At 57.3% G+C, this 21,177-nt stretch carries 23 protein-coding genes and 2 tRNA genes; 3 read left to right on the top strand and 22 right to left on the bottom strand.

Annotation, left to right across the window (positions count from 1 at the left end; genetic code table 11):
• Window positions 1-88: 88 nt before the first annotated feature.
• Window positions 89-1,543 carry an AMP nucleosidase gene (locus HVZ37_RS13285; protein WP_043000265.1) on the top strand — a complete coding sequence of 485 codons (1,455 nt, stop codon included), beginning with the start codon at window positions 89-91 and terminating at the stop codon, window positions 1,541-1,543.
• Between the two features lie 54 nt (window positions 1,544-1,597).
• Here the strand turns inward: HVZ37_RS13285 and HVZ37_RS13290 are convergent.
• Window positions 1,598-1,673: transfer RNA gene (locus HVZ37_RS13290), tRNA-Asn, on the bottom strand.
• Between the two features lie 160 nt (window positions 1,674-1,833).
• Here HVZ37_RS13290 and HVZ37_RS13295 point away from each other — a divergent pair.
• Window positions 1,834-3,321, top strand: coding sequence for an EmmdR/YeeO family multidrug/toxin efflux MATE transporter (locus tag HVZ37_RS13295; protein WP_044266802.1), 1,488 nt, complete (start codon window positions 1,834-1,836; stop codon window positions 3,319-3,321).
• A gap of 99 nt (window positions 3,322-3,420) precedes the next feature.
• Window positions 3,421-3,496 (top strand) — tRNA-Asn (locus HVZ37_RS13300).
• A 60-nt stretch (window positions 3,497-3,556) separates the two neighbouring features.
• On the opposite strand, the gene ldtA is transcribed toward HVZ37_RS13300, so the two are convergent.
• The 21 genes from ldtA to HVZ37_RS13405 all read right to left on the bottom strand — a co-directional run bounded on the left by ldtA (window position 3,557) and on the right by HVZ37_RS13405 (window position 21,102).
• Complete coding sequence (ldtA, locus tag HVZ37_RS13305) at window positions 3,557-4,489, bottom strand: L,D-transpeptidase (protein ID WP_090049505.1); 933 nt, start codon at window positions 4,487-4,489, stop codon at window positions 3,557-3,559.
• A gap of 119 nt (window positions 4,490-4,608) precedes the next feature.
• Window positions 4,609-5,673: a nicotinate-nucleotide--dimethylbenzimidazole phosphoribosyltransferase gene (gene cobT / locus HVZ37_RS13310; protein WP_043000260.1), complete on the bottom strand. Its 1,065-nt coding sequence runs from the start codon at window positions 5,671-5,673 to the stop codon at window positions 4,609-4,611.
• A 25-nt stretch (window positions 5,674-5,698) separates the two neighbouring features.
• Window positions 5,699-6,442 carry an adenosylcobinamide-GDP ribazoletransferase gene (gene cobS / locus HVZ37_RS13315; RefSeq protein ID WP_044257577.1) on the bottom strand — a complete coding sequence of 248 codons (744 nt, stop codon included), beginning with the start codon at window positions 6,440-6,442 and terminating at the stop codon, window positions 5,699-5,701.
• The gene (gene cobU / locus HVZ37_RS13320) at window positions 6,439-6,984 is read right to left on the bottom strand and encodes a bifunctional adenosylcobinamide kinase/adenosylcobinamide-phosphate guanylyltransferase (protein WP_043000258.1); all 546 of its coding nucleotides are present in this window, start codon (window positions 6,982-6,984) and stop codon (window positions 6,439-6,441) included. Before cobU ends, cobS begins: the two co-directional genes overlap by 4 nt.
• Window positions 6,981-8,501: a cobyric acid synthase gene (locus tag HVZ37_RS13325; RefSeq protein WP_054176323.1), complete on the bottom strand. Its 1,521-nt coding sequence runs from the start codon at window positions 8,499-8,501 to the stop codon at window positions 6,981-6,983. Before HVZ37_RS13325 ends, cobU begins: the two co-directional genes overlap by 4 nt.
• Window positions 8,498-9,313 (bottom strand): energy-coupling factor ABC transporter ATP-binding protein, encoded by an 816-nt coding sequence (locus tag HVZ37_RS13330; RefSeq protein ID WP_043000256.1) that lies wholly within the window; start codon window positions 9,311-9,313, stop codon window positions 8,498-8,500. The genes HVZ37_RS13325 and HVZ37_RS13330 overlap by 4 nt, the downstream gene beginning before the upstream one ends.
• 8 nt (window positions 9,314-9,321) lie before the next feature.
• On the bottom strand, window positions 9,322-9,999 hold the full coding sequence (locus HVZ37_RS13335; RefSeq protein ID WP_043000255.1) for an energy-coupling factor ABC transporter transmembrane protein: 678 nt from the start codon (window positions 9,997-9,999) through the stop codon (window positions 9,322-9,324).
• On the bottom strand, window positions 9,986-10,267 hold the full coding sequence (locus HVZ37_RS13340) for an energy-coupling factor ABC transporter substrate-binding protein (protein WP_043000254.1): 282 nt from the start codon (window positions 10,265-10,267) through the stop codon (window positions 9,986-9,988). Before HVZ37_RS13340 ends, HVZ37_RS13335 begins: the two co-directional genes overlap by 14 nt.
• 1 nt (window position 10,268) lies before the next feature.
• Entirely contained in the window at window positions 10,269-11,006 is a 738-nt protein-coding gene (gene cbiM, locus HVZ37_RS13345) for a cobalt ECF transporter S component CbiM (RefSeq protein WP_042318216.1), read from the bottom strand.
• Window positions 11,003-11,716 (bottom strand): cobalt-factor II C(20)-methyltransferase, encoded by a 714-nt coding sequence (locus HVZ37_RS13350; protein WP_181627585.1) that lies wholly within the window; start codon window positions 11,714-11,716, stop codon window positions 11,003-11,005. Before HVZ37_RS13350 ends, cbiM begins: the two co-directional genes overlap by 4 nt.
• On the bottom strand, window positions 11,713-12,507 hold the full coding sequence (locus tag HVZ37_RS13355) for a sirohydrochlorin cobaltochelatase (protein ID WP_044266787.1): 795 nt from the start codon (window positions 12,505-12,507) through the stop codon (window positions 11,713-11,715). The genes HVZ37_RS13350 and HVZ37_RS13355 overlap by 4 nt, the downstream gene beginning before the upstream one ends.
• 11 nt (window positions 12,508-12,518) lie before the next feature.
• Window positions 12,519-13,304, bottom strand: a complete 786-nt coding sequence (locus HVZ37_RS13360; RefSeq protein ID WP_044257574.1) for a cobalt-precorrin-6A reductase — start codon at window positions 13,302-13,304, stop codon at window positions 12,519-12,521.
• Entirely contained in the window at window positions 13,301-14,026 is a 726-nt protein-coding gene (locus HVZ37_RS13365; protein WP_042318211.1) for a precorrin-3B C(17)-methyltransferase, read from the bottom strand. Before HVZ37_RS13365 ends, HVZ37_RS13360 begins: the two co-directional genes overlap by 4 nt.
• Window positions 14,026-15,081 (bottom strand): cobalt-precorrin 5A hydrolase, encoded by a 1,056-nt coding sequence (gene cbiG, locus HVZ37_RS13370; RefSeq protein WP_044326738.1) that lies wholly within the window; start codon window positions 15,079-15,081, stop codon window positions 14,026-14,028. The genes HVZ37_RS13365 and cbiG overlap by 1 nt, the downstream gene beginning before the upstream one ends.
• On the bottom strand, window positions 15,062-15,835 hold the full coding sequence (locus HVZ37_RS13375; RefSeq protein WP_044257572.1) for a cobalt-precorrin-4 methyltransferase: 774 nt from the start codon (window positions 15,833-15,835) through the stop codon (window positions 15,062-15,064). Before HVZ37_RS13375 ends, cbiG begins: the two co-directional genes overlap by 20 nt.
• Window positions 15,828-16,397, bottom strand: coding sequence for a decarboxylating cobalt-precorrin-6B (C(15))-methyltransferase (locus tag HVZ37_RS13380; RefSeq protein WP_043000246.1), 570 nt, complete (start codon window positions 16,395-16,397; stop codon window positions 15,828-15,830). The genes HVZ37_RS13375 and HVZ37_RS13380 overlap by 8 nt, the downstream gene beginning before the upstream one ends.
• The gene (locus HVZ37_RS13385) at window positions 16,387-16,992 is read right to left on the bottom strand and encodes a cobalt-precorrin-7 (C(5))-methyltransferase (protein WP_181627586.1); all 606 of its coding nucleotides are present in this window, start codon (window positions 16,990-16,992) and stop codon (window positions 16,387-16,389) included. Before HVZ37_RS13385 ends, HVZ37_RS13380 begins: the two co-directional genes overlap by 11 nt.
• Window positions 16,986-18,125: a cobalt-precorrin-5B (C(1))-methyltransferase CbiD gene (gene cbiD / locus HVZ37_RS13390; RefSeq protein WP_043000244.1), complete on the bottom strand. Its 1,140-nt coding sequence runs from the start codon at window positions 18,123-18,125 to the stop codon at window positions 16,986-16,988. Before cbiD ends, HVZ37_RS13385 begins: the two co-directional genes overlap by 7 nt.
• The gene (locus HVZ37_RS13395; protein ID WP_043000243.1) at window positions 18,122-18,754 is read right to left on the bottom strand and encodes a cobalt-precorrin-8 methylmutase; all 633 of its coding nucleotides are present in this window, start codon (window positions 18,752-18,754) and stop codon (window positions 18,122-18,124) included. Before HVZ37_RS13395 ends, cbiD begins: the two co-directional genes overlap by 4 nt.
• Window positions 18,755-18,766: 12 nt before the next feature.
• On the bottom strand, window positions 18,767-19,726 hold the full coding sequence (gene cbiB / locus HVZ37_RS13400; RefSeq protein WP_181627587.1) for an adenosylcobinamide-phosphate synthase CbiB: 960 nt from the start codon (window positions 19,724-19,726) through the stop codon (window positions 18,767-18,769).
• On the bottom strand, window positions 19,723-21,102 hold the full coding sequence (locus HVZ37_RS13405) for a cobyrinate a,c-diamide synthase (RefSeq protein WP_181627588.1): 1,380 nt from the start codon (window positions 21,100-21,102) through the stop codon (window positions 19,723-19,725). Before HVZ37_RS13405 ends, cbiB begins: the two co-directional genes overlap by 4 nt.
• Between the last annotated feature and the right edge of the window lie 75 nt (window positions 21,103-21,177).

A 21,177-nucleotide genomic window follows, 5' to 3' on the forward strand; every position in this document is an offset into this window, starting at 1 on the left:
GCCTCTTCTCTAAAACTCTGACTTTTGTTTCACATTCCGGTGACATACTATCGGGTGAGCAGTACACCTGTAGAACAAGGAGACACAGATGAAGAGTAAGGGCTCCAGCCTGACGCCTGCACAAGCGCTGGAAAAACTTGATGCACTCTACGAGCAGTCGGTTCAGGCGCTACGCAGTGCCATTGGCAAGTACATTGAAACGGGGGAACTTCCCGATCTCACCGCCCGGAGTAAAGGTCTTTTTGTTTATCCATCGCTTTCTGTTACCTGGGATGGCAATGCCACCAATCCCCCGAAAACCCGTGCTTATGGGCGTTTTACTCATGCAGGTTGCTATACCACGACCATCACTCGTCCGGGACTGTTCCGCCCCTATCTGGAAGAACAGCTCACGCTGTTGTATCAGGACTACGACGCGCAGATCACCGTCGAGCCATCACAGCATGAGATCCCCTATCCGTACGTGATTGACGGTTCTGAGCTCACACTTGACCGCTCAATGAGCGCTGGGCTAACCCGCCATTTCCCAACCACCGAACTGGCGCAAATTGGTGATGAAACCGCAGATGGCATCTATCATCCCGTCGAGTATTCTCCCCTGTCGCACTTTGACGCACGACGGGTCGATTTCTCACTCGCCCGGTTACGTCACTATACCGGCACGCCGGTGGAACATTTTCAGCCGTTCGTGTTGTTCACCAACTACACCCGCTATGTGGATGAGTTTGTGCGCTGGGGATGCAGTCAAATTCTCGATCCGGACAGCCCATATATTGCGCTTTCCTGCGCCGGAGGCATCTGGATCACCGCTGAAACGGAAGCGCCCGAAGAAGCCATTTCCGATCTGGCCTGGAAGAAACACCAGATGCCCGCCTGGCATCTGATCACTGCCGACGGTCAGGGGATCACGCTGGTAAATATTGGCGTAGGCCCGTCTAACGCCAAAACAATTTGCGACCATCTGGCGGTTCTGCGCCCTGATGTCTGGTTGATGATTGGTCACTGCGGCGGCCTGCGTGAAAGCCAGGCGATTGGCGATTATGTGCTTGCCCATGCCTATCTGCGAGATGATCAGGTGCTGGATGCGGTACTGCCGCCGGATATCCCGATTCCTAGCATTGCAGAGGTACAGCGCGCCCTGTATGACGCAACGAAGATGGTCAGCGGCATGCCCGGTGAAGAAGTCAAACAGCGTCTGCGTACCGGAACGGTGGTGACCACCTCCGATCGCAACTGGGAATTGCGTTACTCCGCCTCTGCGCTACGTTTTAACCTGAGTCGCGCCGTGGCAATTGATATGGAAAGCGCCACCATCGCCGCACAGGGTTACCGATTCCGAGTGCCCTATGGCACCTTGTTGTGCGTTTCGGATAAACCGCTGCACGGTGAGATCAAACTGCCCGGTCAGGCAAACCGTTTCTACGAGGGGGCCATTTCCGAACACCTGCAGATTGGTATTCGCGCCATTGACCTGCTGCGTGCTGAAGGCGACCGTCTGCACTCCCGCAAACTGCGCACCTTCAACGAGCCACCATTCCGTTAAGAAGAACCAGAGGCAGAAAGCAAAAAGCCCGCTAAAAAGCGGGCTTTTTAAATTTGGCTCCTCTGACTGGACTCGAACCAGTGACATACGGATTAACAGTCCGCCGTTCTACCGACTGAACTACAGAGGAATCGTTGTGGAGGCTTATCTTAGCGGCGAAAAATCTTTTGTCAAACCCCATTTCAGACATGCACGGTTAATTGGCGCTTCTCTCAACAATTTGTTGCAATTGCGGAGATTTAATCGGCAAAAAACTTTGCAGCTTTTCCGTTTCTCCCTCATCATTTGAAATGAGGTTTCAACTTTCTTCTCTAAGGTCCATTTTGAACGTCTCCGCTGCCCTACGTCAGGCCGTCACCCGCACGCCCTGGTATGCCAAACGCAAGAGCTATAAGGTACTTTTCTGGCGCGAAATTACCCCACTTGCTGTGCCTATTTTTCTGGAGAATACCTGCGTTTTGCTGATGGGCGTACTCAGTACGTTCCTGGTCAGTTGGTTGGGTAAAGAAGCGATGGCGGGCGTCGGTCTCGCTGACAGCTTCAACATGGTAATTATGGCCTTTTTTGCCGCTATCGATCTGGGGACGACGGTGGTGGTGGCCTTTAGCCTCGGTAAACGTGACCGCCGACGCGCCCGTGCTGCGGCCCGACAATCTCTGGTGATTATGACGCTGTTTGCCGTGATCCTGGCGGCGGTGATTCATTACTTTGGCGCGCAGATTATCAATGTAGTGGCAGGCGAAGCGACAGCGGAAGTGAAGGCGCTGGCGCTGACTTACCTGGAATTAACGGTCCTTAGTTATCCTGCCGCCGCGATTGCTCTGATTGGTAGCGGCGCGTTGCGCGGCGCGGGCAATACGAAAATTCCGCTGCTGATAAATGGTGGGATGAATATCCTTAATATCATTATCAGTAGCATCCTGATTTACGGTGTTTTTTCCTGGCAAGGGCTCGGCTTTGTCGGCGCAGGACTGGGCCTGACTATTTCGCGCTATATCGGCGCGGTTGCCATTATCTGGGTGCTGATGATTGGCTTTAACCCGGCGCTGCGCATTCCGCTGAAAAGTTATTTTAAACCGCTGAACTTCGCCATTATCTGGGAAGTGATGGGGATTGGTATCCCGGCCAGCATTGAATCGGTACTGTTCAACGGCGGCAAGTTATTAACGCAGATGTTTGTCGCCGGGATGGGCACCAGCGTCATTGCCGGTAATTTCATCGCATTCTCCATTGCCGCGCTAATTAACCTACCAGGAAACGCGCTGGGGTCGGCATCCACCATTATTACCGGAAGACGTCTTGGAAACGGACAGATTGCCCAGGCGGAGATTCAATTGCGCCACGTGTTCTGGCTTTCCACGATTGGCCTGACCGCGATTGCCTGGCTGAGCGCGCCGTTTGCCGGGCTGATGGCCTCGTTTTACACCCGCGATCAGGAGGTAAAAGACGTGGTTGTCATCCTGATTTGGCTCAACGCGGCGTTTATGCCGATCTGGGCTGCTTCCTGGGTTTTACCTTCAGGGTTTAAAGGCGCGCGCGATGCACGTTTTGCCATGTGGGTATCGATGCTGGGAATGTGGGGCTGTCGAGTGGTTGCTGGTTATACGCTGGGGATTGTACTTGGCTGGGGTGTTGTCGGGGTCTGGATGGGAATGTTCTTCGACTGGGCGGTACGTGCAGCGCTGTTTTACTGGCGCATGGTTAGCGGACGTTGGCTATGGAAATACCCGCGCCCGGAACATCAAAAGCTGACAAAATCACCCGTTGCGTCTGAATAAACAACGAAATGAGGAATATTTCGACAAACGATCGCGATGGTGCATTCAGGCTTTGACAACGGCAGTGGGCGTCGCTAATATGCGCCCCGTTCACACGATTCCTCTGTAGTTCAGTCGGTAGAACGGCGGACTGTTAATCCGTATGTCACTGGTTCGAGTCCAGTCAGAGGAGCCAGATTTAAGAAGCCCGCTTTTTAGCGGGCTTTTTGCTTTTCAGAACACCATTCCGGCGTCATTAAATGCGGGTTTGTCCGTGGCTGATGTTGACGGGCATCCCCGAACGGCGTTCGAGCGCTTCGCTGACACGGTTCGTATCCACACCCTCAGCGCTCATAAAGCTACGCATCACAGGTGTGATCGGCAGCGGGACTTTTCTGTCAGATTCATATTCCGCGCGGTTGCGGGACAGTGGTTCATGCACTTCTATCCAGCGACTACCGTCAGGTTCCGTCGTGGTTTTCACCGGCTGATCGATAATCTGCACGCGGGTGCCGACGGGCACGTTCTGGAAAAGATGTTCGATATCATCATTGCGTAAACGAATGCAGCCCTGGCTCACGCGCAGACCAATGCCGAAATTTGCGTTGGTGCCATGAATAGCGTACAGCTTGCCGATATAGATGGCGTACAGCCCCATCGGGTTATCCGGCCCCGCAGGAACGAAGGCGGGCAGGCTTTCTCCTCTGCTTGCGTATTCACGGCGGGTATTCGCCGTCGGCGTCCAGCTCGGCGCCTCTTGCTTACGCTCGACTCTCGTCACCCAGTTACGCGGCGTTTCTCGTCCTGCCTGGCCAATACCAATCGGGAAAATCTCAACCGTGTTGCTGCCGTTTGGATAGTAGTAAAGACGCATCTCCGCCACGTTCACAACAATGCCCTGACGAACGGTAGCAGGCAGAATGATTTGCTGCGGCACAATCAGCGTTGAACCCGACTTCGGAAGGAACACATCCACATCCGGATTCGCTTCCAGCATATTACTCAGCCCCTGCCCATACTGAGCGGCAAATGCTTCAAGCGGTTGCGTATTCTTGTCGGGAACGGTAATCGTCAGCGGATTTCCAACCAGACGACTTCCTTCAGGTGGCAGTGGATAGCTGACAGCCAGCGCGCTCTGGCTTGCAAGCAGCATAAATAATGAACAAAACAATTTTACACGAGGCAACATTTCCCTTTCCTCAGTCGCGGCAGATGTGGGCAAATTATAGCGTTTTTAAAGGCGATTAACCTCTTCTCTCACGCTGACCAGCAAACTGCGCGGTTTACCGGCCAGGCAAGGTCACTTTATTACGCTTCTTTGCCATCCGGCAGCACGATATTGCTGGCCGCCAGTTCTCCCATGTTGCTGTACATCGCGCAGGCCGCTTCCACAATCGGCATCGCCAGTGCAGCACCGCTCCCCTCCCCCAGGCGCATTCCCATGTTGAGATAAGGCTCAAGCTCCAGGTGCTCCAGCGCAATCCGTGCGCCCTTTTCGGCGGAGAAATGTGATGGGATCAGATACGGTTTGATCTCCGGCGCAATCTGACAGGCGGCCAGCGCAGCGGAATAGGACAGGAAGCCATCCAGCAACACCGGTAAACCGCAGGACGCGGCGCCCAGGATAACTCCCGCCATGCCCACCAGGTCAAATCCACCGACTTTCGCCAGCACATCCACCCCATCATGCGGATTGGGCTGGTTGACGGCAATCGCCCGGCGAACCACCTCCACTTTATTGCCTACACGGGAAAGCGGCAGGTTAGCGCCAATTCCCACCACCGCTTCAGCCTCACTGCCTGTCAGGACGCTAACAATCGCCGCAGCAGGCGTGGTATTCGCCATCCCCAACTCGCCAACGCCAAACAGCGTCACGCCGCGCTGCGCCTGTTCGCGTGTGTAGCGAATGACTTCCAGCAGTAGCTCTTCCGCCTGCGTACGGCTCATCGCTGGGCCAGTGGCGATGTTTCCACACCCTCGTGCGACGCGCATGTTCACTACGCCGGGAATGAGTTCAGCATCAATCCCCACGTCGATCACATGAACCTTTGCACCGGCATGAGCAGCAAGCACACAAACGCCCGTCGTGCCGCGCGTCATATTTGCCGCCTGAATTGCGGTCACCACTTTAGGCGAAACGGCAACCCCTTCATCCCAGACACCGTGATCGGCGCACATCACCAGTATCGCTTTTTCACCGACACGCGGTACACCGTGTAGACCTGGCATACCGGCCAGCTGTACCGCCAGCGCCTCCAGCCGACCCAGGCTACCGGGCGGTTTAAGCAGGCCATCAATATGCTGTTGCGCGCGTGTCATCGCGCCACGGTCTGGCGGCGGAATTTCGCGGAGTAAAGAGGTTAACGTTTGCATATGCGTTCTCATTGTGTTGGCTGACTCACAGCAGAGCCAGCAGGAATATCAACTCGCCAAGTTCTATTGCCGCACCCAGCGTATCGCCGGTTTGCCCACCCAACGTCCGTTTTAACAGTTGTCCCAGCAGGAAGACAGACACCATCGTCACGACCAGTGCCGCCACCCCCTGCATTCCAGGCAACAGAACCGCCGCCAGAATCGCGGCCAGACCAAGGGTAAAACAGGTTTGCGTCCCGGTGACATGACCGATAAACACGTTGCCTAATCCCTCTTCACGGGCGTAGCGGTGGCGATACATCAACAACACGGCTGTCCCACGCCCAACGGCACAGGCGGCTGCCAGCGCGGCCAGCACAGGAGTGCCGCGTAGCGACAGTTCACTGATCACCAGCACTTTCGCCAGCAAGACAAAAATGAGCGCCAGACCGCCGTGCGTTCCCAGTCGGCTGTCGCGCATAATCTCCAGCATACGTTCGCGGCTGCGGGCGGAGAAAACGCCATCGCAGGTATCAGCCAGACCGTCGAGGTGAAAGCCCCCGGTCATCAGCGCCAGCGCTAACACGGTAAAGAGCGCCGCCAGTGGTGCGCCGCACCAGGGCTGAAAGAGCATAAACACCAGCCCACTCAACGCGCCGAGTAGCAGACCGATGAGCGGGAAAGTCACAATACCGCGAGAATACTGATCGAATTCCAGTCCCTGCGACCAGCGACCCGGAACGGGCAAACGCGTAATAAAAGAGAGCATTGCCCAGAACAACTTACTCATTTAATTTTGACTCCAATACCAGATACCACCAGCCAGACCTCATCCGCCGCTGCCGCCAGACGCTGATTCACACGCCCGGCGATATCCCGAAAGTGCCGCGCCAGACGGTTTTCCGGCACGATCCCCATCCCGACTTCGTTGGTCACTAGCACCACCCTGGCCGGACATCGCTGACAGGCCGCGATCAGCGTCTGGATCTCCGCCTCAATCGCCGTTTCCAGCGCGGCGTAATCCCAGCTATCGGGGTCACTGTCGCCGCCCAAAGCAAACAGCAGGTTAGTGACCATGGTGGTGATGCACTCCAGTAGAATGGCTTCATCCGGCGCGTTATCCGCAGTGATCAGCGCATCAAGATGCTGCCAGCGCTCGGCGGTACGCCAGTGCGCTGGACGTCCATCACGATGATGCTGAATGCGCGCTGCCATTTCGTCATCAAAAATCTGCGATGTCGCGATGTACAGCACCTGCGGGAAATCAGCGATCAGGGCTTCGGCATGACGACTCTTACCGCTGCGTGCGCCGCCAGTGACCAGAATCATCATACTGACTCCCGATGTTGCTGCATGATGGTATAAATTTTCTCAATATCGATGTGTTGCCGCATCGCATCCGCCAGCAGATCAAACTGCTGCGATTTATATTGCGCGTATTGGAAGGTGGGATCCAGGGGAGTCAGCCCCTTACGCACGCGCAGGCCATTGACCAGCGCTCGCGTAAAATCATCACTGTCGAACAAGCCATGCAGATAAGTCCCAAACGCTCGTCCGTCGGCGGTGACGGCACCATCCGCGACGTTTTCGCCGTGCTTCTGCAGTTGCATCACCGACTGGCAATCGCCGTTCAGCGTCGTTTCGCCCATGTGAATTTCATAGCCGCGCACTGGCAACCCGGACGCCGCAGACAACCAGTCCGGCAGTGTCGACGACATCGTCGCCGTTACCTGGGTTGTGGTTTTCCGCTGGGCAAAATGCGTTACCGTATCGAGCAGCCCCAGACCCGGTAGCGTTCCCAGCCCTGACTCGACCTCATCGATAATGGTCTCGCCCAACATCTGGTAGCCACCACAGATCCCGACAATGGGGATGTTTTGTTGGTGCGCCTGCAACACCGCGTGGGCCATGCCGCTTTCACGTAGCCACACCAAATCGCCGAGCGTATTTTTACTGCCCGGCAGGATCACCAGGTCAACGTCCGCCAGTTCTTGCGGATGACGCACATAGCGCACGCGCACATCGGGCTGCGCGGCCAGCGCGTTAAAATCGGTGAAATTGGAGATATGCGGGATCTGCACCACGGCAATGTTAATGTCGCGTTTTTCCGTGCGCAGGTATTTCCCTTTTTGCAGCGCCACGCCATCTTCATCTTCGAGATCGACATCCAGCCACGGCATCACGCCCAGCACGGGAACGCCGGTCAGGCTTTCAATCTGCTCAATACCGGGATTAAGCAACGCCACATCACCACGAAACTTATTGATGATCACCCCTTTCACCCGCGCACGCTCGTGTTCATGCAGCAGCGCCAGCGTACCGTAGATTGAGGCAAACACCCCGCCGCGATCGATATCGGCGACCAGGATCACCGGGCATTGCGCCATCTCGGCCATCCCCATATTGACGATGTCGCGGTCACGCAGGTTGATCTCCGCCGGACTACCCGCCCCTTCCAGCACCAGTACATCAAACTCCTGCGCCAGACTGGTGTAAACGGAAAGGATCTGCTCGCGTAGACGCGGCTTGTATTCGTGATAGCTGACCGCATCCATATCGGTCGCCACCTGTCCCATCAGCACCACCTGCGCCTTGCGATCGCTGGTCGGTTTCAACAGCACCGGATTCATGCGGACATCTGGCACAATGCCCGCCGCTTCTGCCTGGAAAATCTGCGCGCGGCCCATCTCTTTCCCCTCCGGCGTGATGCCGGAGTTAAGCGCCATATTCTGCGACTTAAACGGTGCGGTCCGCCGACCATCCTGATAAAAAATGCGGCACAGTCCCGCCACCAGAACACTCTTGCCGACGTCAGACGCCGTTCCCTGCAACATAATGGCCTGCGTCATGACGCCTCCTTGATTGCGCGTTGTCGCATACAACGGAAAAATTCATCTTCGGTTTTGCACAGCGGCATACCTAGCTCTGCGTGCAGTTTCACCAGCCAGGGTTGCGTTAACCCGGCCTCTTCAATCAGTTCTGTACGGGCAAAAACCTCACCCGGCTCACCGTGCGCCAGCACTTCGCCATGACGTAAAACGTAGACGGCATTGCTGACTTCATAAATCAGATCAATATCATGGCTGGAGATCACCACGTGATTTCCCTGCGCCACAATCCGTTTGATGATGTCGATCATCTGGCTACGTCCTGAAGGATCAAGCCCCGCCGTGGGTTCATCCAGTAACAGGTATTTTGCCCGTAGCACCAGCGCACCGGCGATGGCCACCCGCTTCTTTTGTCCGTGGCTTAAGCACTGAATCGGCTGCTGGCGAAAATGTTGCGCATCTACCAGCGTCAACGCCTCGTCGACTCGTCGGGCAATTTCTCCCTCCTCCACGCCAAGATTGCGCAGGCTGAAGGCGATATCGCTGTCGATATCGGTGTAGAAAATTTGCTGATCGGGATCCTGAAACACCGTCGCGACCTGCTGACGCAGCGCCAGCAGGCCACGCTTACTGTAGTCCAGCGGTTTTCCCTGCCACAATACCGCGCCCTGTTGCGGTCGCAGTAATCCGCTCAGATTCATAAATAGGGTGGATTTCCCACAGCCGTTGGCTCCCACCAGTCCGGTGACGGCATGCTGTGAAAAATCCAGCGTCAGCCCTTTAAGTACCTGCGCATCCTGATAACGAAACCAGAGTTCGGTGGTGGCAAGCATGCTTTTCCTTACAGGTGAAAATCGCCCTGATACAATTTGATATCTAACGTCGCCGCCATTTGCTGATAGCGAATCAGCACCCGGGTAAACAAAACGCCCACCAGCATCGCCAGCGAGCGATAGCCAATCGGCAAACTACGATAGCCAAAACGCAGCGTCTGCGCGCGATGAATCGCCATCGCTTCATCTAACAGAATAAAAATAAAGCGCCAGGTCAGCAGGATCTGTTCCGTCAGCAGACGCGGTATCCGCGCACGTTTGAGCAGTAAAATCAGCTGCGGAAACGGCAGGTTAAGCACCAGCCAGAATGTGGCGGCCAGCGCGGCCAGACTCCGCCAGAACGTCTCGTTCGCGGTGTGCAGCCCAGACGCCGTGACCCCCAGCCAGTAACTGCCAAGCGGAAAACTGACCAACAGCGTTTGTGGGTCGCGGCTGACGCTGAACAGAATCGTCACCACCCCCACCACCAGAAAACCAAACGGCAGCGCCATCCAGCGACACCAACGGCGCAGGGAGATGCGCAGCAGCCAGCAGGTCAGCCCGGCAATCAGCGCCAGCTCGATACCCTGCCCCCAGGCGGGCAGGGTAAACGCCAGAGTCATCAGCAGCAGCCAGAACAGGAACTTACGCTCTGGTGCGACGTGAAACCAGCGGCTCTGATAGCTCAGTCGATCAAGCCCGGTCATCACGGCGTTGTCTGCCTTTGGTGTAGCCCAGAATATAGAAAATCACCGCCGCGCCGAGCGAGCCTTGCAACGTAAACAACAGGCTTTCAATTTCCCCGCTCGCCGGTTCATACAGCGGCTGGAACCACGGCTCATAATGCGGAGCAACCACCTGAATCTGGCTTTCCGCTTCACCGTCCGAGCCACCGTATTCACCACCGTGATTGATAAAGAACGGCAACACGACCAAAGCAATCACCATGGCTAACAATATCAGCGTCTTTTTCATGTTAATGTCCTTGCGCGGTTATCAGTTGCCGTTTCGTCAGCTGGTCGTAGATCATCACGGTCAGCAAGCCTTCGGCGATAGCAATCGGGATCTGCGTCAGGCAGAAAATCCCCATAAACTTGACGACAGACCCTGTCGCACCCGCTTCGGGATCCGGGAAGGCCACGCCAAGCTGTACAGATGTCACAAAGTAAGTCACCAGATCCGCCAGCATGGCGCAGAGGAAGACGCCAACATCACGACGGATCCCGGCGCGACAGGCCATCTTCCACACCATATAGCCGACAACCGGGCCAATCACCGCCATCGACATGCCGTTAGCGCCCAGGGTGGTCAAGCCACCGTGCGCCAGCAGCAGCGCCTGGAACAGCAGTACGATAGCGCCGAGAACAGCCACCACGCCCGGACCAAACAGGATCACCGCCAGCCCGACGCCTGTCGGATGTGAGCAGCTACCGGTAACCGACGGGATCTTCAGTGCCGACAGCACAAAAATAAACGCCCCGCACAGCGCCAGTAGCACTTTCTGATGGCTGTCATCCATCACGATATGTCGCAGGCGCACCAGTCCGTACCACAGGCACGGTAAAAACAGCAACCACCAGGCCAGCGCCCACATCGGCGGTAAAAATCCCTCCATGATGTGCATGGCGAACGCCTGCTCCGGCACAATCATCAGCAATAGCGCCGCAGCCAGACCACTGAATGACAGCTGTTTCAGCTGTTGTTCGAGTTTCATTCTGCATACTCCCACTGTTTGTTGACCAGGATGGTCGAGAAATAAGGCAACGGCTGATCGTCGCTGACCTCGTTGAGATGCCGCCAGCACTGCTCTCCAGGGAGCGTGGCCTCGGACATCATCAGTGCACAATCCAGTAATCCGGCCTGATCCAGCAGCGCTTTAATCCGCGCAAAGCGACCATAGACCTTCATCAGTACCAGACTGTCGTGTTGACGTAGCGCCTGGGCGATCTCCGCTTCCGGTGCGGTACAGGAGATCACCGCCAGCGACTGCTGTTCCATCGCCAGCGGCGTTTTGGATCGGGCGGCAATGGCGGCAAACGACGTCACGCCAGGCACGATCTCCAGCCAGTCAGGACACCCGATGCGCTGTAGTAAAAAGACCCAGGTGCTGAACAACATGGCGTCACCCAGGGTGATAAATCCCACCTGTTTGCCTGCCTCCACTTCCTTAACCAACGCCGCGGCCACTTCATCCCAGACCGCCTCTTTTTCCGCGCTGTCTGCGCTCATGGGGAAATGGCAGCAACGAATATCTGTGTTCGTGCCAATGTACTCCCGCACGATGGAAAGCGCGAGGCTGTCGCCACCCTTACGTCCCGCCGGGGCATAGAGAATATCCAGTGAACCCAGAATACGTGAGGCGCGAACGGTAATCAGATCGGCTGCTCCCGGGCCAGTGCTCAGGGCGTACAGTTTGCCGCTCATGCCGCTTCCTCCATCGCCACGCTCAGCGCTTGTTGCAAATGCGCGACGAACATCGCCCGCACCGCCGGATTTTCGCCAAGACCGTTCAGCCACGGCGTTGCCGTGATCCCCGCCGCCGTAAACAGCGTTTTCCACGAATCATCGTCGTCCGAAGCCATATCATTGATGGCGTGATCCCCTGCCACCAGCATCAGCGGCATCAGATGGACGGCTTTGACCCCCTCTTTGCTCAGGCTCTCAATCAGAATATCGACTTCCGGATAGCTCTCCACCGCGCCGACGCGCGCCGGGAAGCCCTGCGCCATCATCATGTGGTCGAGGCAGGCATAAGCGGCAAACGCGTGATGGCTGGCGCCGTGCCCCATGAATACCACCTTCTCATTGGCGGCGGGGACAGGCATCTGCTGTTTCAGGGCGAGCATTAACTGCGCGTAATCGTCATGGCTGCTCAACAGCGGAACGCCCAGCGTCAGGCGGGCAAACAGCGGACGCAGAGTCTGCACTTCACGGACAATTTTTTCATATTCGTCGCCGTTAATGATGTGCAGCGACTGAATCGCCACATCCTGATATCCCTGATCAGCAAGCTTTTGCAGCGCCTGCAGCGGGGTATCTATCTCAATACCATCACGCTGTTTGAGCTTGCGAATAATCATTCCAGAGGTAAAGGCACGGAACAGGGTGCGGTCAGGACAGCTGGCGGCCAGATCGCGCTCGCAGGCCACAATGTTCTTCTCGCAGGTATCGTGATAGCTGGTGCCAAAGCTAACCACCAGAAGCGCTTTTTTCATTTTCTGATTCCTTAAGCAGCGGCCAGCCAGCGCGCCAAACGTTGCGCAAATGCGGCCTGACTTTCCAGTAACTCATCTCCCGTCACCAGCGGCGCCGGGCGGGTAATCACGATGCAGGGAATGCCTGCATCCAGACAGGGTTGAACCTTTTCCTGATAACCGCCCTCTGCGCCAGAAGCCTTGGTTATCACGACGTCAGCCTGACACTGACGATAAAACGCAGCGTTAAATTCAGCGCTGAACGGCCCGCACAGCGCGAACGTCTCGCCTACGCCAAAGCCCAGATCGGCGCACTGTTGAATCACCTCGGGGACGGGCAACACGCGGGCGAGCAGCGTTTTTTCCGGCAACCCCGCGCGCCACAGCGCCAGATCTTTACTTCCGGTGGTCAGCAGTACGCGCTCGCCAAAACGTCGTGCAACGTCACACGCCTCGGCAATGCTCTGTACAGTGAAGAGCAGCGGATGCGTCAGTTCACTAAGCTGTTCCGGGCGCTGGTAGCGGCTCAGCAGCACGCCAGCCCGCTCGCAGGCGCACAGAATATTGCGGCTCACCACTTCGGCATACGGGTGCGAAGCATCGATCACCCATCGCGTTCCGTTCTCCTTCAGCCAGTTCACCATTTCATCCTGCTCGAGCCGACCACAGCGCACCTGCCCCTTGATATCGCCAGCCAGTTGTTTCCCGGTCGGCGTCGCCACCGACAGGGTGTAAGCCACATTGGCGGCATCCAGTTGCTGGCACAGCGCACGGGCATCGCTGGTGCCGCCCATGACCAGAACCTCACCAAAACTCACAGCACATAACCTCGTGGCGTGATCATCAGACCGTCCTGCACATAAGTCGCTTTGTTACCGACGATCACCAGACTGGTCATATCCACCGGTTCAAAATCCATCTCGCCCAGCGTAGTCAGCCATTTTTCCTGCTTTTTACGCCCGGCAGATTTCACCACTCCCACCGGCGTTTGCCCGCTCTTACTGGCGGAAAGCAGTTCAAATGCGCGCGCCAGATGTCCCTCACGGCCCCGGCTGCGCGGGTTGTAGAAGCAGATGACGAAGTCCGCTTCTCCGGCGGCGATAATACGTTTTTCGATAACCGGCCACGGCGTAAGTAAATCGCTTAAACTGATGTGACAAAAATCGTGCATCAGCGGTGCGCCGAGCAGCGACGCCGCCGCGATACTGGCAGTCATCCCCGGGATCAGGCGCACTTCAACGTCCAGTTTCTGTTTGCTGACCAGCTCCAGCACCAGCCCCGCCATGCCGTAAATACCGGCGTCACCGCTGCTGATCAGCGCCACGTTGTGTCCGGCCTGCGCCAGTTCAATCGCCGCATGGCAGCGCTCGATCTCTTTGCACATGCCGGTTTTGATCACCTGCTTGTCACCGGTAAACGCTTTGACGAGGTGAGTGTAGGTTTTGTAACCCACAATAATTTCTGCCGCCTGCAGGGCCTCAACGGCTTCCATGGTCATCATGGCCTGTGAGCCGGGGCCGATTCCGATTACGGTTAACATCAGTGTGAAACTCCCAAAGTGATAGTGACGCCCTGCTCACGCAAGGTTTCGCCGGTCAATTGCCCATGACTCAGCAGCCATGCTGCCGGACCCGAGACGCTTCCGACGCCGACCGTCTGGCGAACAAACGGCGAAGCCGGAAAGTGATGTTCATGCTCACGCAGCGCGTCAGCGGTAAAGGTTTCAAACGGCACACGCCAGCAGGAGGCAAGTTGGATCAGCCCCTCTTCGTCTTTCTTGAGCGACACGCTGCCGATGGCTTTCAGCGCCAGCGGATCAAAGCGCTGCGCTTCAAGCTGACGCGCCAGCAGCGCAGCCAGTAGTGGGAACGGCGTATCGCGACGACAGCCAATGCCAGCGACCACCCGTTGTGGCACCAGTTTCCAGTGTTGAACCGGAATATCCGGCAATTCGTTACGTAACGTGACGCACACCAGCGCATCCAGTTCAGGCAACTGCTGGAGATCGGTAACGGTAATGAACCCACGGCGATCGCAGTGGCGGACGTCTTCATCCAGTTCTTCATCCCACCACAGTCCCACGCGCTGGTTGCTCACCAGCATCTGATTCACCGCTTTTACTGCGGTGCGAAAGTCGGTCATACGGGCGTTGAGCTGAAACGCGAGGGTGTCCAGTGCCGCCATCTCATTGACATCGGTGGCAGTGGTAATCACCGGATCGGCGCCCAGCATGCCGGCGAGATAACGGGTCAGCGCGTTCGCGCCGCCCGCATGGCCGGAAAGCAGGCTGATCACATGCTGGCCGCGCTCGTCGATCACCACCACCGCCGGATCGCTGAACTTGTCATTCACCAGCGGGGCCAGCACGCGCACCGCGATGCCGGTCGCCCCGATAAAAATCAGCGCGGAATAGTTCGAAAACGCGTCGCGCGCGGCGTGGGCGAACCCGCCGTCGAACGGTAAGAAACCGTCCTCCAGCAATTTTTCACTGGTAAAACAGGTCAGCGGTAACATCGCTGCCAGCCGTTTAGCCAGCATTACACCGCCGGGCGTCAGGCAAAACAGCGCGATTGATTCAGGCTTTACGGTATTCATGGCTAAAGTCCGCGGCATAGAGTCTGGAGTAGTGATACTCATCTCCGAGGAAATTCCCGACCAGGATGAGCGCCGTTTTGCGGATCCCGGCGTCGCGCACTTTATCGGCGATATCCGCCAGCGTGCCACGCACGGTTTGACTTTCCGGCCAGGTCGCTTTGTAGATCACGGCCACCGGTGTGGTCGCCGGGTAACCGCCCTCAATCAACCGTTCCGCAACCCGGTTGATACGCTGGACGGAGAGATAAATTGCCATTGAGGTCTGGTGGCTGGCGAACGATTCCAGTTGTTCACGTTCTGGCACCGGCGTGCGACCTTCGAGTCGCGTAATAATCAGGCTTTGCGAGACTTCCGGCACGGTGTACTCAACCCCCAGTTCCGCCGCCGCGCCGAGGAAAGCGCTGACCCCCGGCACCACCTGCCAGGGGATACCACGTTTGGTCAGCTCTTCCCCCTGTTCGCGCACCGAGCCATACAGCGACACGTCGCCGGTTTGCAGGCGCACTACCGTTTTTCCGGCCTTCACCCCCTCTTCCATCAGGGTGAGGATTTGCTCAAGATGCAGTTCCGCACTGTCGTGGCACTCTGCGTCCGCCGGACAATACTCCAGCAACTCAGTGTTAATCAGCGATCCGGCATAAATCACCACCTGCGCCTGTTGCAACAGCCGGTAACCCTTAAGCGTAATCAGCTCCCGGTCACCCGGACCTGCGCCGACAAACCACACACAACGGGGATCAAATGTCTCAGACATGGCGTTCTTCCTTCTGGCAGGCGATGACAAAAACGGGGTTGTTCGGTTTGAAATAGTGACCCGCACCCAGCGTGGTCAACGACGAAATCTGCATTTGCAGGCAGTCCACGTCCTGCACACCGCGCTGTTGCAAATGTGCCAGCGCGGTGTTGAGGTTTTCCTGTAGGATGAAGGTCATCACCAGGCGTCCACCAACGTGCAACTGGCGCATAGACCAGTCGATCAGTTCCGTTAGATGTCCCCCACTGCCACCCATAAAGACGGCATCGGCTTTCTCGGTCATCATCATTGGCGCTTCACCCGGCAGAATATCGATATTCGCGCAGGCGAAATGCTGACGGTTTTCGTCGAGTAAACGCAGCGCCGCCGGATTGCGCTCGATAGCCGTAATGTGTAGCGACGGAAACTGTAGCGCGGCTTCGATGGACACACTGCCGGTTCCGGCCCCGATATCAATCAGGTGACTGGCCCGGTGCAGTTCAAGTTTTGCGAGAGCGAGCGCACGTACCGCTTCTTTGGTCATCGGCACCTTCTCACCGCGCAGGAAAAGCTCATCTTTCATCAAGGATCACCACTGCATTCATCTCATATTCGGCATGGACCTCGCTGACGCGCAGCCAGTGGATCCGTTCGTTTTCCATCGCCAGGTTTTCACCAATCACCATCCAGCGATCGCCCTTTCCTCGTGCAACCAGTTGTGCAGCAATGTCACGCGGCCCGCACTGACCGTCGGTGACCATTGCCACCTTGTTATGCTGCGCCAGCGTATCGAAACAGACGCTGCGCCCGTGGCTACTGGTGAGCCACATGTCATTCATGTCGATTCCCGACTGCGCGCACAGATACTGCACCGCGCTGATACCTGGAATGATGCGTACCTGCGCAACGCCAAAATGCGCCACCATCCGCGTACCGATGCCGTAAAACAGCGGATCGCCGGAAGCCAGAACCACCACCCGCTTATCCTGATGCGCCGCAATCCATGCCAGCATTTCGGGAATGTTGGCGCCCAGCGCAAACTGCTCGCCGCGAAAGTCCGGGAACTGCTGCAAATGGCGCTTACCGCCGACCAGCACATCGGCCTCATCAACCGCCGCGCGCGCCGCCGGCGTCATCAGGTGCAGACCGGCTGGCCCCATCCCCACGACCGTCAGCATTGCATCTCCCGGGCGATAGCGTCGACGGGGCGGTTGCTACCCAGAACCTGGTTATCAAACGAAAACATGATCGCGTCGCAGGTCGGCGGGGTTTTGGTAAAGCGCAGCATCTGCATCACGCGCTGACAGATGCGTTCAGCAAGATGGTTGTAGAGGTGCTGAAAGCCGAACGCGTCGATGTGCTCCATTGCCGCTTCAGTGGTGTCGCAATCGCTTACCAGCGTCAGCAACTCCCGCGGCGCGCCGAGCAGCGCCAGATGCGCCACCAGCGTTTCCATTCGCGCATCGGCTATGTGGCTGTGGGTATGGAAGATCCCGGCAGCAATTTTGATCAATTTCCCAGGATGACCGACGAGCACGACCTGGCGAAATCCCAGCCGCACCGCCTCTTCAATCATGTAGCCGACAAAGTTGCTCATGGTGACCACCACGTTGGTATCGATTCCCATCTGTTCGCGGACGAAACGCTCACCATGATTACCCGGCACCAGAACTACCCGCTCCAGTCCGGCGGCACGTTTGATTTCCAGCTCCAGCGATAACGACCGCTTCCAGCTCTCTTCGGACATGGGGGTCACAATACCGGTGGTGCCAATAATGGAAATTCCGCCAAGAATACCGAGACGCGAGTTGTAGGTTTTTTGCGCTCGTTCTTCGCCTTCCGGGGCAAATATTTCGATTTCCGCCCCGCGTACCGGGCCTATCGCCTCACGCACGGCGGACTCAATGGTGTGACGCGGGGTGCGATTAATTGCCGCGCTGCCGACAGGCAGACCAATCCCCTTGCGGGTGACGGTGCCGACGCCTTCGCCCCCGGACAGGACAATTTCACCGCTGTCATTCAGCGTGACGCGGGCGAAAATCAACATCCCGTGGGTGGCGTCGACATCATCGCCACCATCTTTACGGATCGCGGCAATGGCCTGCTGTCCTTCAATGTGTGGAGATTCCACGTTCAGACACAGAGTGACGCCGGAAGGTGTGACAATCGATACCTGATGGATCAGATGCTGACGCAACACCATCAGCGCGGCGACTTTTGCCGCCGCCGTGGCGCACGATCCAGTGGTATAACCTTTGCGCAGCGCTTTGCCGTTATGCCAGACGGGCGCGTCGAAAGACTGATCGCTCATCGCGCCCCCTGCATGTAATACAGCATGGCGTTCACGATCGCCGCCGCAACGTTACTGCCGCCTTTGCGTCCGAGGGCGGCAATGGCGGGCAACTGGCTGTGCGTCAGCGCCTCTTTGGATTCCGCCGCGCCGACAAATCCCACCGGCACGCCGACGACGCCGCTTACCGCTACATCTTTTTCCAACAGGCGAAACAGCGCAGTGGGCGCGTTGCCAAAGACAAACACTTTTTCGCCTTCTTCCGTCACGGCAATGTCGACAGCCGCCATTGAACGAGTGATACCCTGCGCTTTCGCTTGCGCTACCACGCGCGGATCGCTGATATAGCAGCGACACTCGCCCCCCGTCTTCGCCAGCAGGGTTTTATTGATCCCCGACAGCGCCATGGTGGTGTCGGTATAGATAACCGATGGGCGACTTAGCGCTGCACAAAGTTGTTCCAGCGCATCATCCGAAAACCAGAGAATATCCAGCCAGTCGAAGTCAGCGGTGGTATGAATCACCCGTTTGATGATGGCTTCATGTAGCGGACTGGCAAACTGGTACTCCGGGCGCGTTTCATGAATGATCTCGCCAATGATGTCAAAACTTTTGGCTTCAATCGCCTGGGGTTGCTGGATGTATTGCATTGTCATTTATCCTCAGGCCACACCCACTACCAGCCAGCGCGTCACAAGGAACAGCACCAGAGCCAGCGTTGAGGCAACCCACATCAGTCGAATCGTTTGGGAAATGTCATCTATGGAAATAGTGCGCTGCGCGTCGCCGATCCACGGTTTTTCAACGCGCTCGCCAAAGTAATCATTCGGGCCGCCCAGTCGAATGCCCAACGCACCGGCAACGGAAGCCTCCGCCCAGGCACAGTTCGGGCTGCTGTGGTTATAGCGATCCCGCCAGCCCACACAGAGCGCCCGGGCGCCGTCACGACGGCACAACACCGCTGCCGCGCTCAGCAGCAGCCAGCTCAGCCGTGCAGGAATGTAGTTCGCGACGTCGTCCAGGCGAGCACTGACCATGCCAATCGCCCGGTATTTTTCGTGTTTATAACCCACCATGGAATCCAGGGTGTTCACCGCTTTGTAGGCCATCGCCATCGGCGTGCCGCCAATTAAGAGGAAGAACAGCGGCGCGATAATGCCGTCAACCGTATTCTCCGCCACGGTTTCCACGACCGCCCGGTTGATCTGTTCTGGCTGAAGTTGCGATGTGTCGCGCCCCACAATCCACGAGAGCTTTTCGCGGCTTTGTGCAAGGTTACCTTCGCGCAGCGGGCGCTCAACCTCTTGCGCCGCCGTTGCCAGACAGCGCCCCGCCAGCACGGTGAAAATCATCCAGACTTCAACGCCCCAACCGAGCCATGGATGAATCCACGCCGCCAGGTGTAACACGCCCCAGGCAACCGCCCACGTCAAGCCGACAACCACCAGCCACATCACCCCACCACCAATGCGTAACGCCCGGTCGCTGTGGCAGTAGCGGCGGATAATCCGCTGCACGGTAGTGATCAGATTGCCTATCCAGCGCACCGGATGCGGCCAGTCTGGTGGGTCGCCAATCACGACATCGAGAAGCCAGGCCACACACCATGCCAGTAGCGTCATAACGCCTCCCGCGCGGCATTCAGCCAGTGATTAAGCATTAATGGACGCTGAGCAAAGTGAACGTGCAGGTAGCTGGCGAAGGTGTTGCCCGTTCGCCAGCCACCGGACCACGCCTGTACCGTCTGACCGTCACGGACTTTACGGCAAGCCAGCACAGCGGGGGTTTCAGGGGAAAAATCGGAGTAATGGAATTCATGACCGCGCAGCACATCGCCTTCCGCGGCCAGCAACGTGGGCTGCAAAGCCTGCGCTTCACAATAGCCAAAGCGGGTTAGCCGTTTACCCATTTTGCTGCGACCGGGAAGGATATCGGCCATGCGATGCTCAACCCCGTCGGCATCTTCCAGCAGGCTGCCGAGGTACATCAATCCGCCGCATTCGGCATAAATGGCGACACCGCGCTGATGCGCCTCGTGCAGGCTTGTCAGCATAGTAGTATTGGCCGCCAGCGCGGACGCGTGCAGTTCCGGATAACCGCCGCCCAGCCAGACCATTTGACAATCGGGTAATTTGCAATCGTGGAGCGGGCTGAAGCGCACAATGTTGACGCCGGTACGCGCCAGCAGCGCCACGTTATCGGGATAATAAAAATTAAAGGCCTCATCATCAGCCATCGCCAGCGTCAGCCCTTCTCCGGCGTTGGGCGCAGGACGTTCAGGCCATTCGCCTGGCGGCAATGCCTGAAGGTGGCTTAACGCCAGCAACCGATCGATATCCAGCGTGCTTTCCAGCCGGGCGGCGAAATCCTGCCACGATTGTTGATTGACGACGGACTCACGCGCGGTCACCAGTCCCAGATGCCGTTCGGGTAGCGCGACGCCGTCAACGCGCGGGACGTAACCCAGCACCGGCACAGCGCAGTAGTGCTCGATAGCGGTTTTCAGCAACTGGAAATGGGACTCACTGTTGACGCGGTTAACGATGACGCCGGCAATGTTCAGCGTCGGGTCGAAATGCTGGAAGCCCATCACCGTGGCGGCAATGGAAGTAGAAACGGCTTTCCCGTCAACCAGCAGAATGACCGGACAGCCCAACTGTTTTGCCATCGCGGCGGTACTGCAATAATCAGGATCTGTACCGTAACCGTCGTACAGCCCCATCACCCCTTCGATCACTGCAATATCTGCATCCTGCATCTGTTCGCGGAACAGCGCATTAAGCACCGGCTCGGGGAGCATGAAACTGTCGAGATTACGGGAGGCGGTACCGCTGATGGCCGTATGCCAGGCGGTGTCAAGGTAATCAGGGCCGACTTTGCAGGGCTGGACGCGTAAACCACGTTGTTTCATCACGTTCAGCAAGCCCAGCGTCACTGTGGTTTTACCACAGCCGCTACCGGTACCTGCCAGAACAAACGCGTACTGCTTTGCCGCCATGACCCTGATCCTGTTCAGGGTGGTAGGGATGTACTGACACCCAGTCTTCCGACTGTACGCATCTGAGCAACCCAC

The sequence above is a fragment of the Citrobacter sp. RHB35-C17 genome, from assembly GCF_013816795.1.
Classification (GTDB): domain Bacteria; phylum Pseudomonadota; class Gammaproteobacteria; order Enterobacterales; family Enterobacteriaceae; genus Citrobacter_A; species Citrobacter_A amalonaticus.

Excerpts from the sequence above, each read along its gene's own strand:
- HVZ37_RS13385 (WP_181627586.1), bottom strand. The coding sequence starts at position 16,992 with ATGCTGACGGTCGTGGGGATGGGGCCAGCCGGTCTGCACCTGATGACG.
- HVZ37_RS13355 (WP_044266787.1), bottom strand. The coding sequence starts at position 12,507 with ATGAAAAAAGCGCTTCTGGTGGTTAGCTTTGGCACCAGCTATCACGAT.
- HVZ37_RS13365 (WP_042318211.1), bottom strand. The coding sequence starts at position 14,026 with ATGTTAACCGTAATCGGAATCGGCCCCGGCTCACAGGCCATGATGACC.
- HVZ37_RS13380 (WP_043000246.1), bottom strand. The coding sequence starts at position 16,397 with ATGAAAGATGAGCTTTTCCTGCGCGGTGAGAAGGTGCCGATGACCAAA.
- cbiB (WP_181627587.1), bottom strand. The coding sequence starts at position 19,726 with ATGACGCTACTGGCATGGTGTGTGGCCTGGCTTCTCGATGTCGTGATT.
- cbiM (WP_042318216.1), bottom strand. The coding sequence starts at position 11,006 with ATGAAACTCGAACAACAGCTGAAACAGCTGTCATTCAGTGGTCTGGCT.
- ldtA (WP_090049505.1), bottom strand. The coding sequence starts at position 4,489 with ATGTTGCCTCGTGTAAAATTGTTTTGTTCATTATTTATGCTGCTTGCA.
- HVZ37_RS13325 (WP_054176323.1), bottom strand. The coding sequence starts at position 8,501 with ATGACGCAGGCCATTATGTTGCAGGGAACGGCGTCTGACGTCGGCAAG.
- HVZ37_RS13340 (WP_043000254.1), bottom strand. The coding sequence starts at position 10,267 with ATGAAAAAGACGCTGATATTGTTAGCCATGGTGATTGCTTTGGTCGTG.
- HVZ37_RS13330 (WP_043000256.1), bottom strand. The coding sequence starts at position 9,313 with ATGCTTGCCACCACCGAACTCTGGTTTCGTTATCAGGATGCGCAGGTA.
- cobS (WP_044257577.1), bottom strand. The coding sequence starts at position 6,442 with ATGAGTAAGTTGTTCTGGGCAATGCTCTCTTTTATTACGCGTTTGCCC.
- HVZ37_RS13405 (WP_181627588.1), bottom strand. The coding sequence starts at position 21,102 with ATGGCGGCAAAGCAGTACGCGTTTGTTCTGGCAGGTACCGGTAGCGGC.
- cbiD (WP_043000244.1), bottom strand. The coding sequence starts at position 18,125 with ATGAGCGATCAGTCTTTCGACGCGCCCGTCTGGCATAACGGCAAAGCG.
- HVZ37_RS13350 (WP_181627585.1), bottom strand. The coding sequence starts at position 11,716 with ATGAGCGGCAAACTGTACGCCCTGAGCACTGGCCCGGGAGCAGCCGAT.
- cbiG (WP_044326738.1), bottom strand. The coding sequence starts at position 15,081 with ATGAATACCGTAAAGCCTGAATCAATCGCGCTGTTTTGCCTGACGCCC.
- HVZ37_RS13335 (WP_043000255.1), bottom strand. The coding sequence starts at position 9,999 with ATGACCGGGCTTGATCGACTGAGCTATCAGAGCCGCTGGTTTCACGTC.
- HVZ37_RS13395 (WP_043000243.1), bottom strand. The coding sequence starts at position 18,754 with ATGCAATACATCCAGCAACCCCAGGCGATTGAAGCCAAAAGTTTTGAC.
- HVZ37_RS13375 (WP_044257572.1), bottom strand. The coding sequence starts at position 15,835 with ATGTCTGAGACATTTGATCCCCGTTGTGTGTGGTTTGTCGGCGCAGGT.
- HVZ37_RS13295 (WP_044266802.1), top strand. The coding sequence starts at position 1,834 with ATGAGGTTTCAACTTTCTTCTCTAAGGTCCATTTTGAACGTCTCCGCT.
- cobU (WP_043000258.1), bottom strand. The coding sequence starts at position 6,984 with ATGATGATTCTGGTCACTGGCGGCGCACGCAGCGGTAAGAGTCGTCAT.
- cobT (WP_043000260.1), bottom strand. The coding sequence starts at position 5,673 with ATGCAAACGTTAACCTCTTTACTCCGCGAAATTCCGCCGCCAGACCGT.
- HVZ37_RS13285 (WP_043000265.1), top strand. The coding sequence starts at position 89 with ATGAAGAGTAAGGGCTCCAGCCTGACGCCTGCACAAGCGCTGGAAAAA.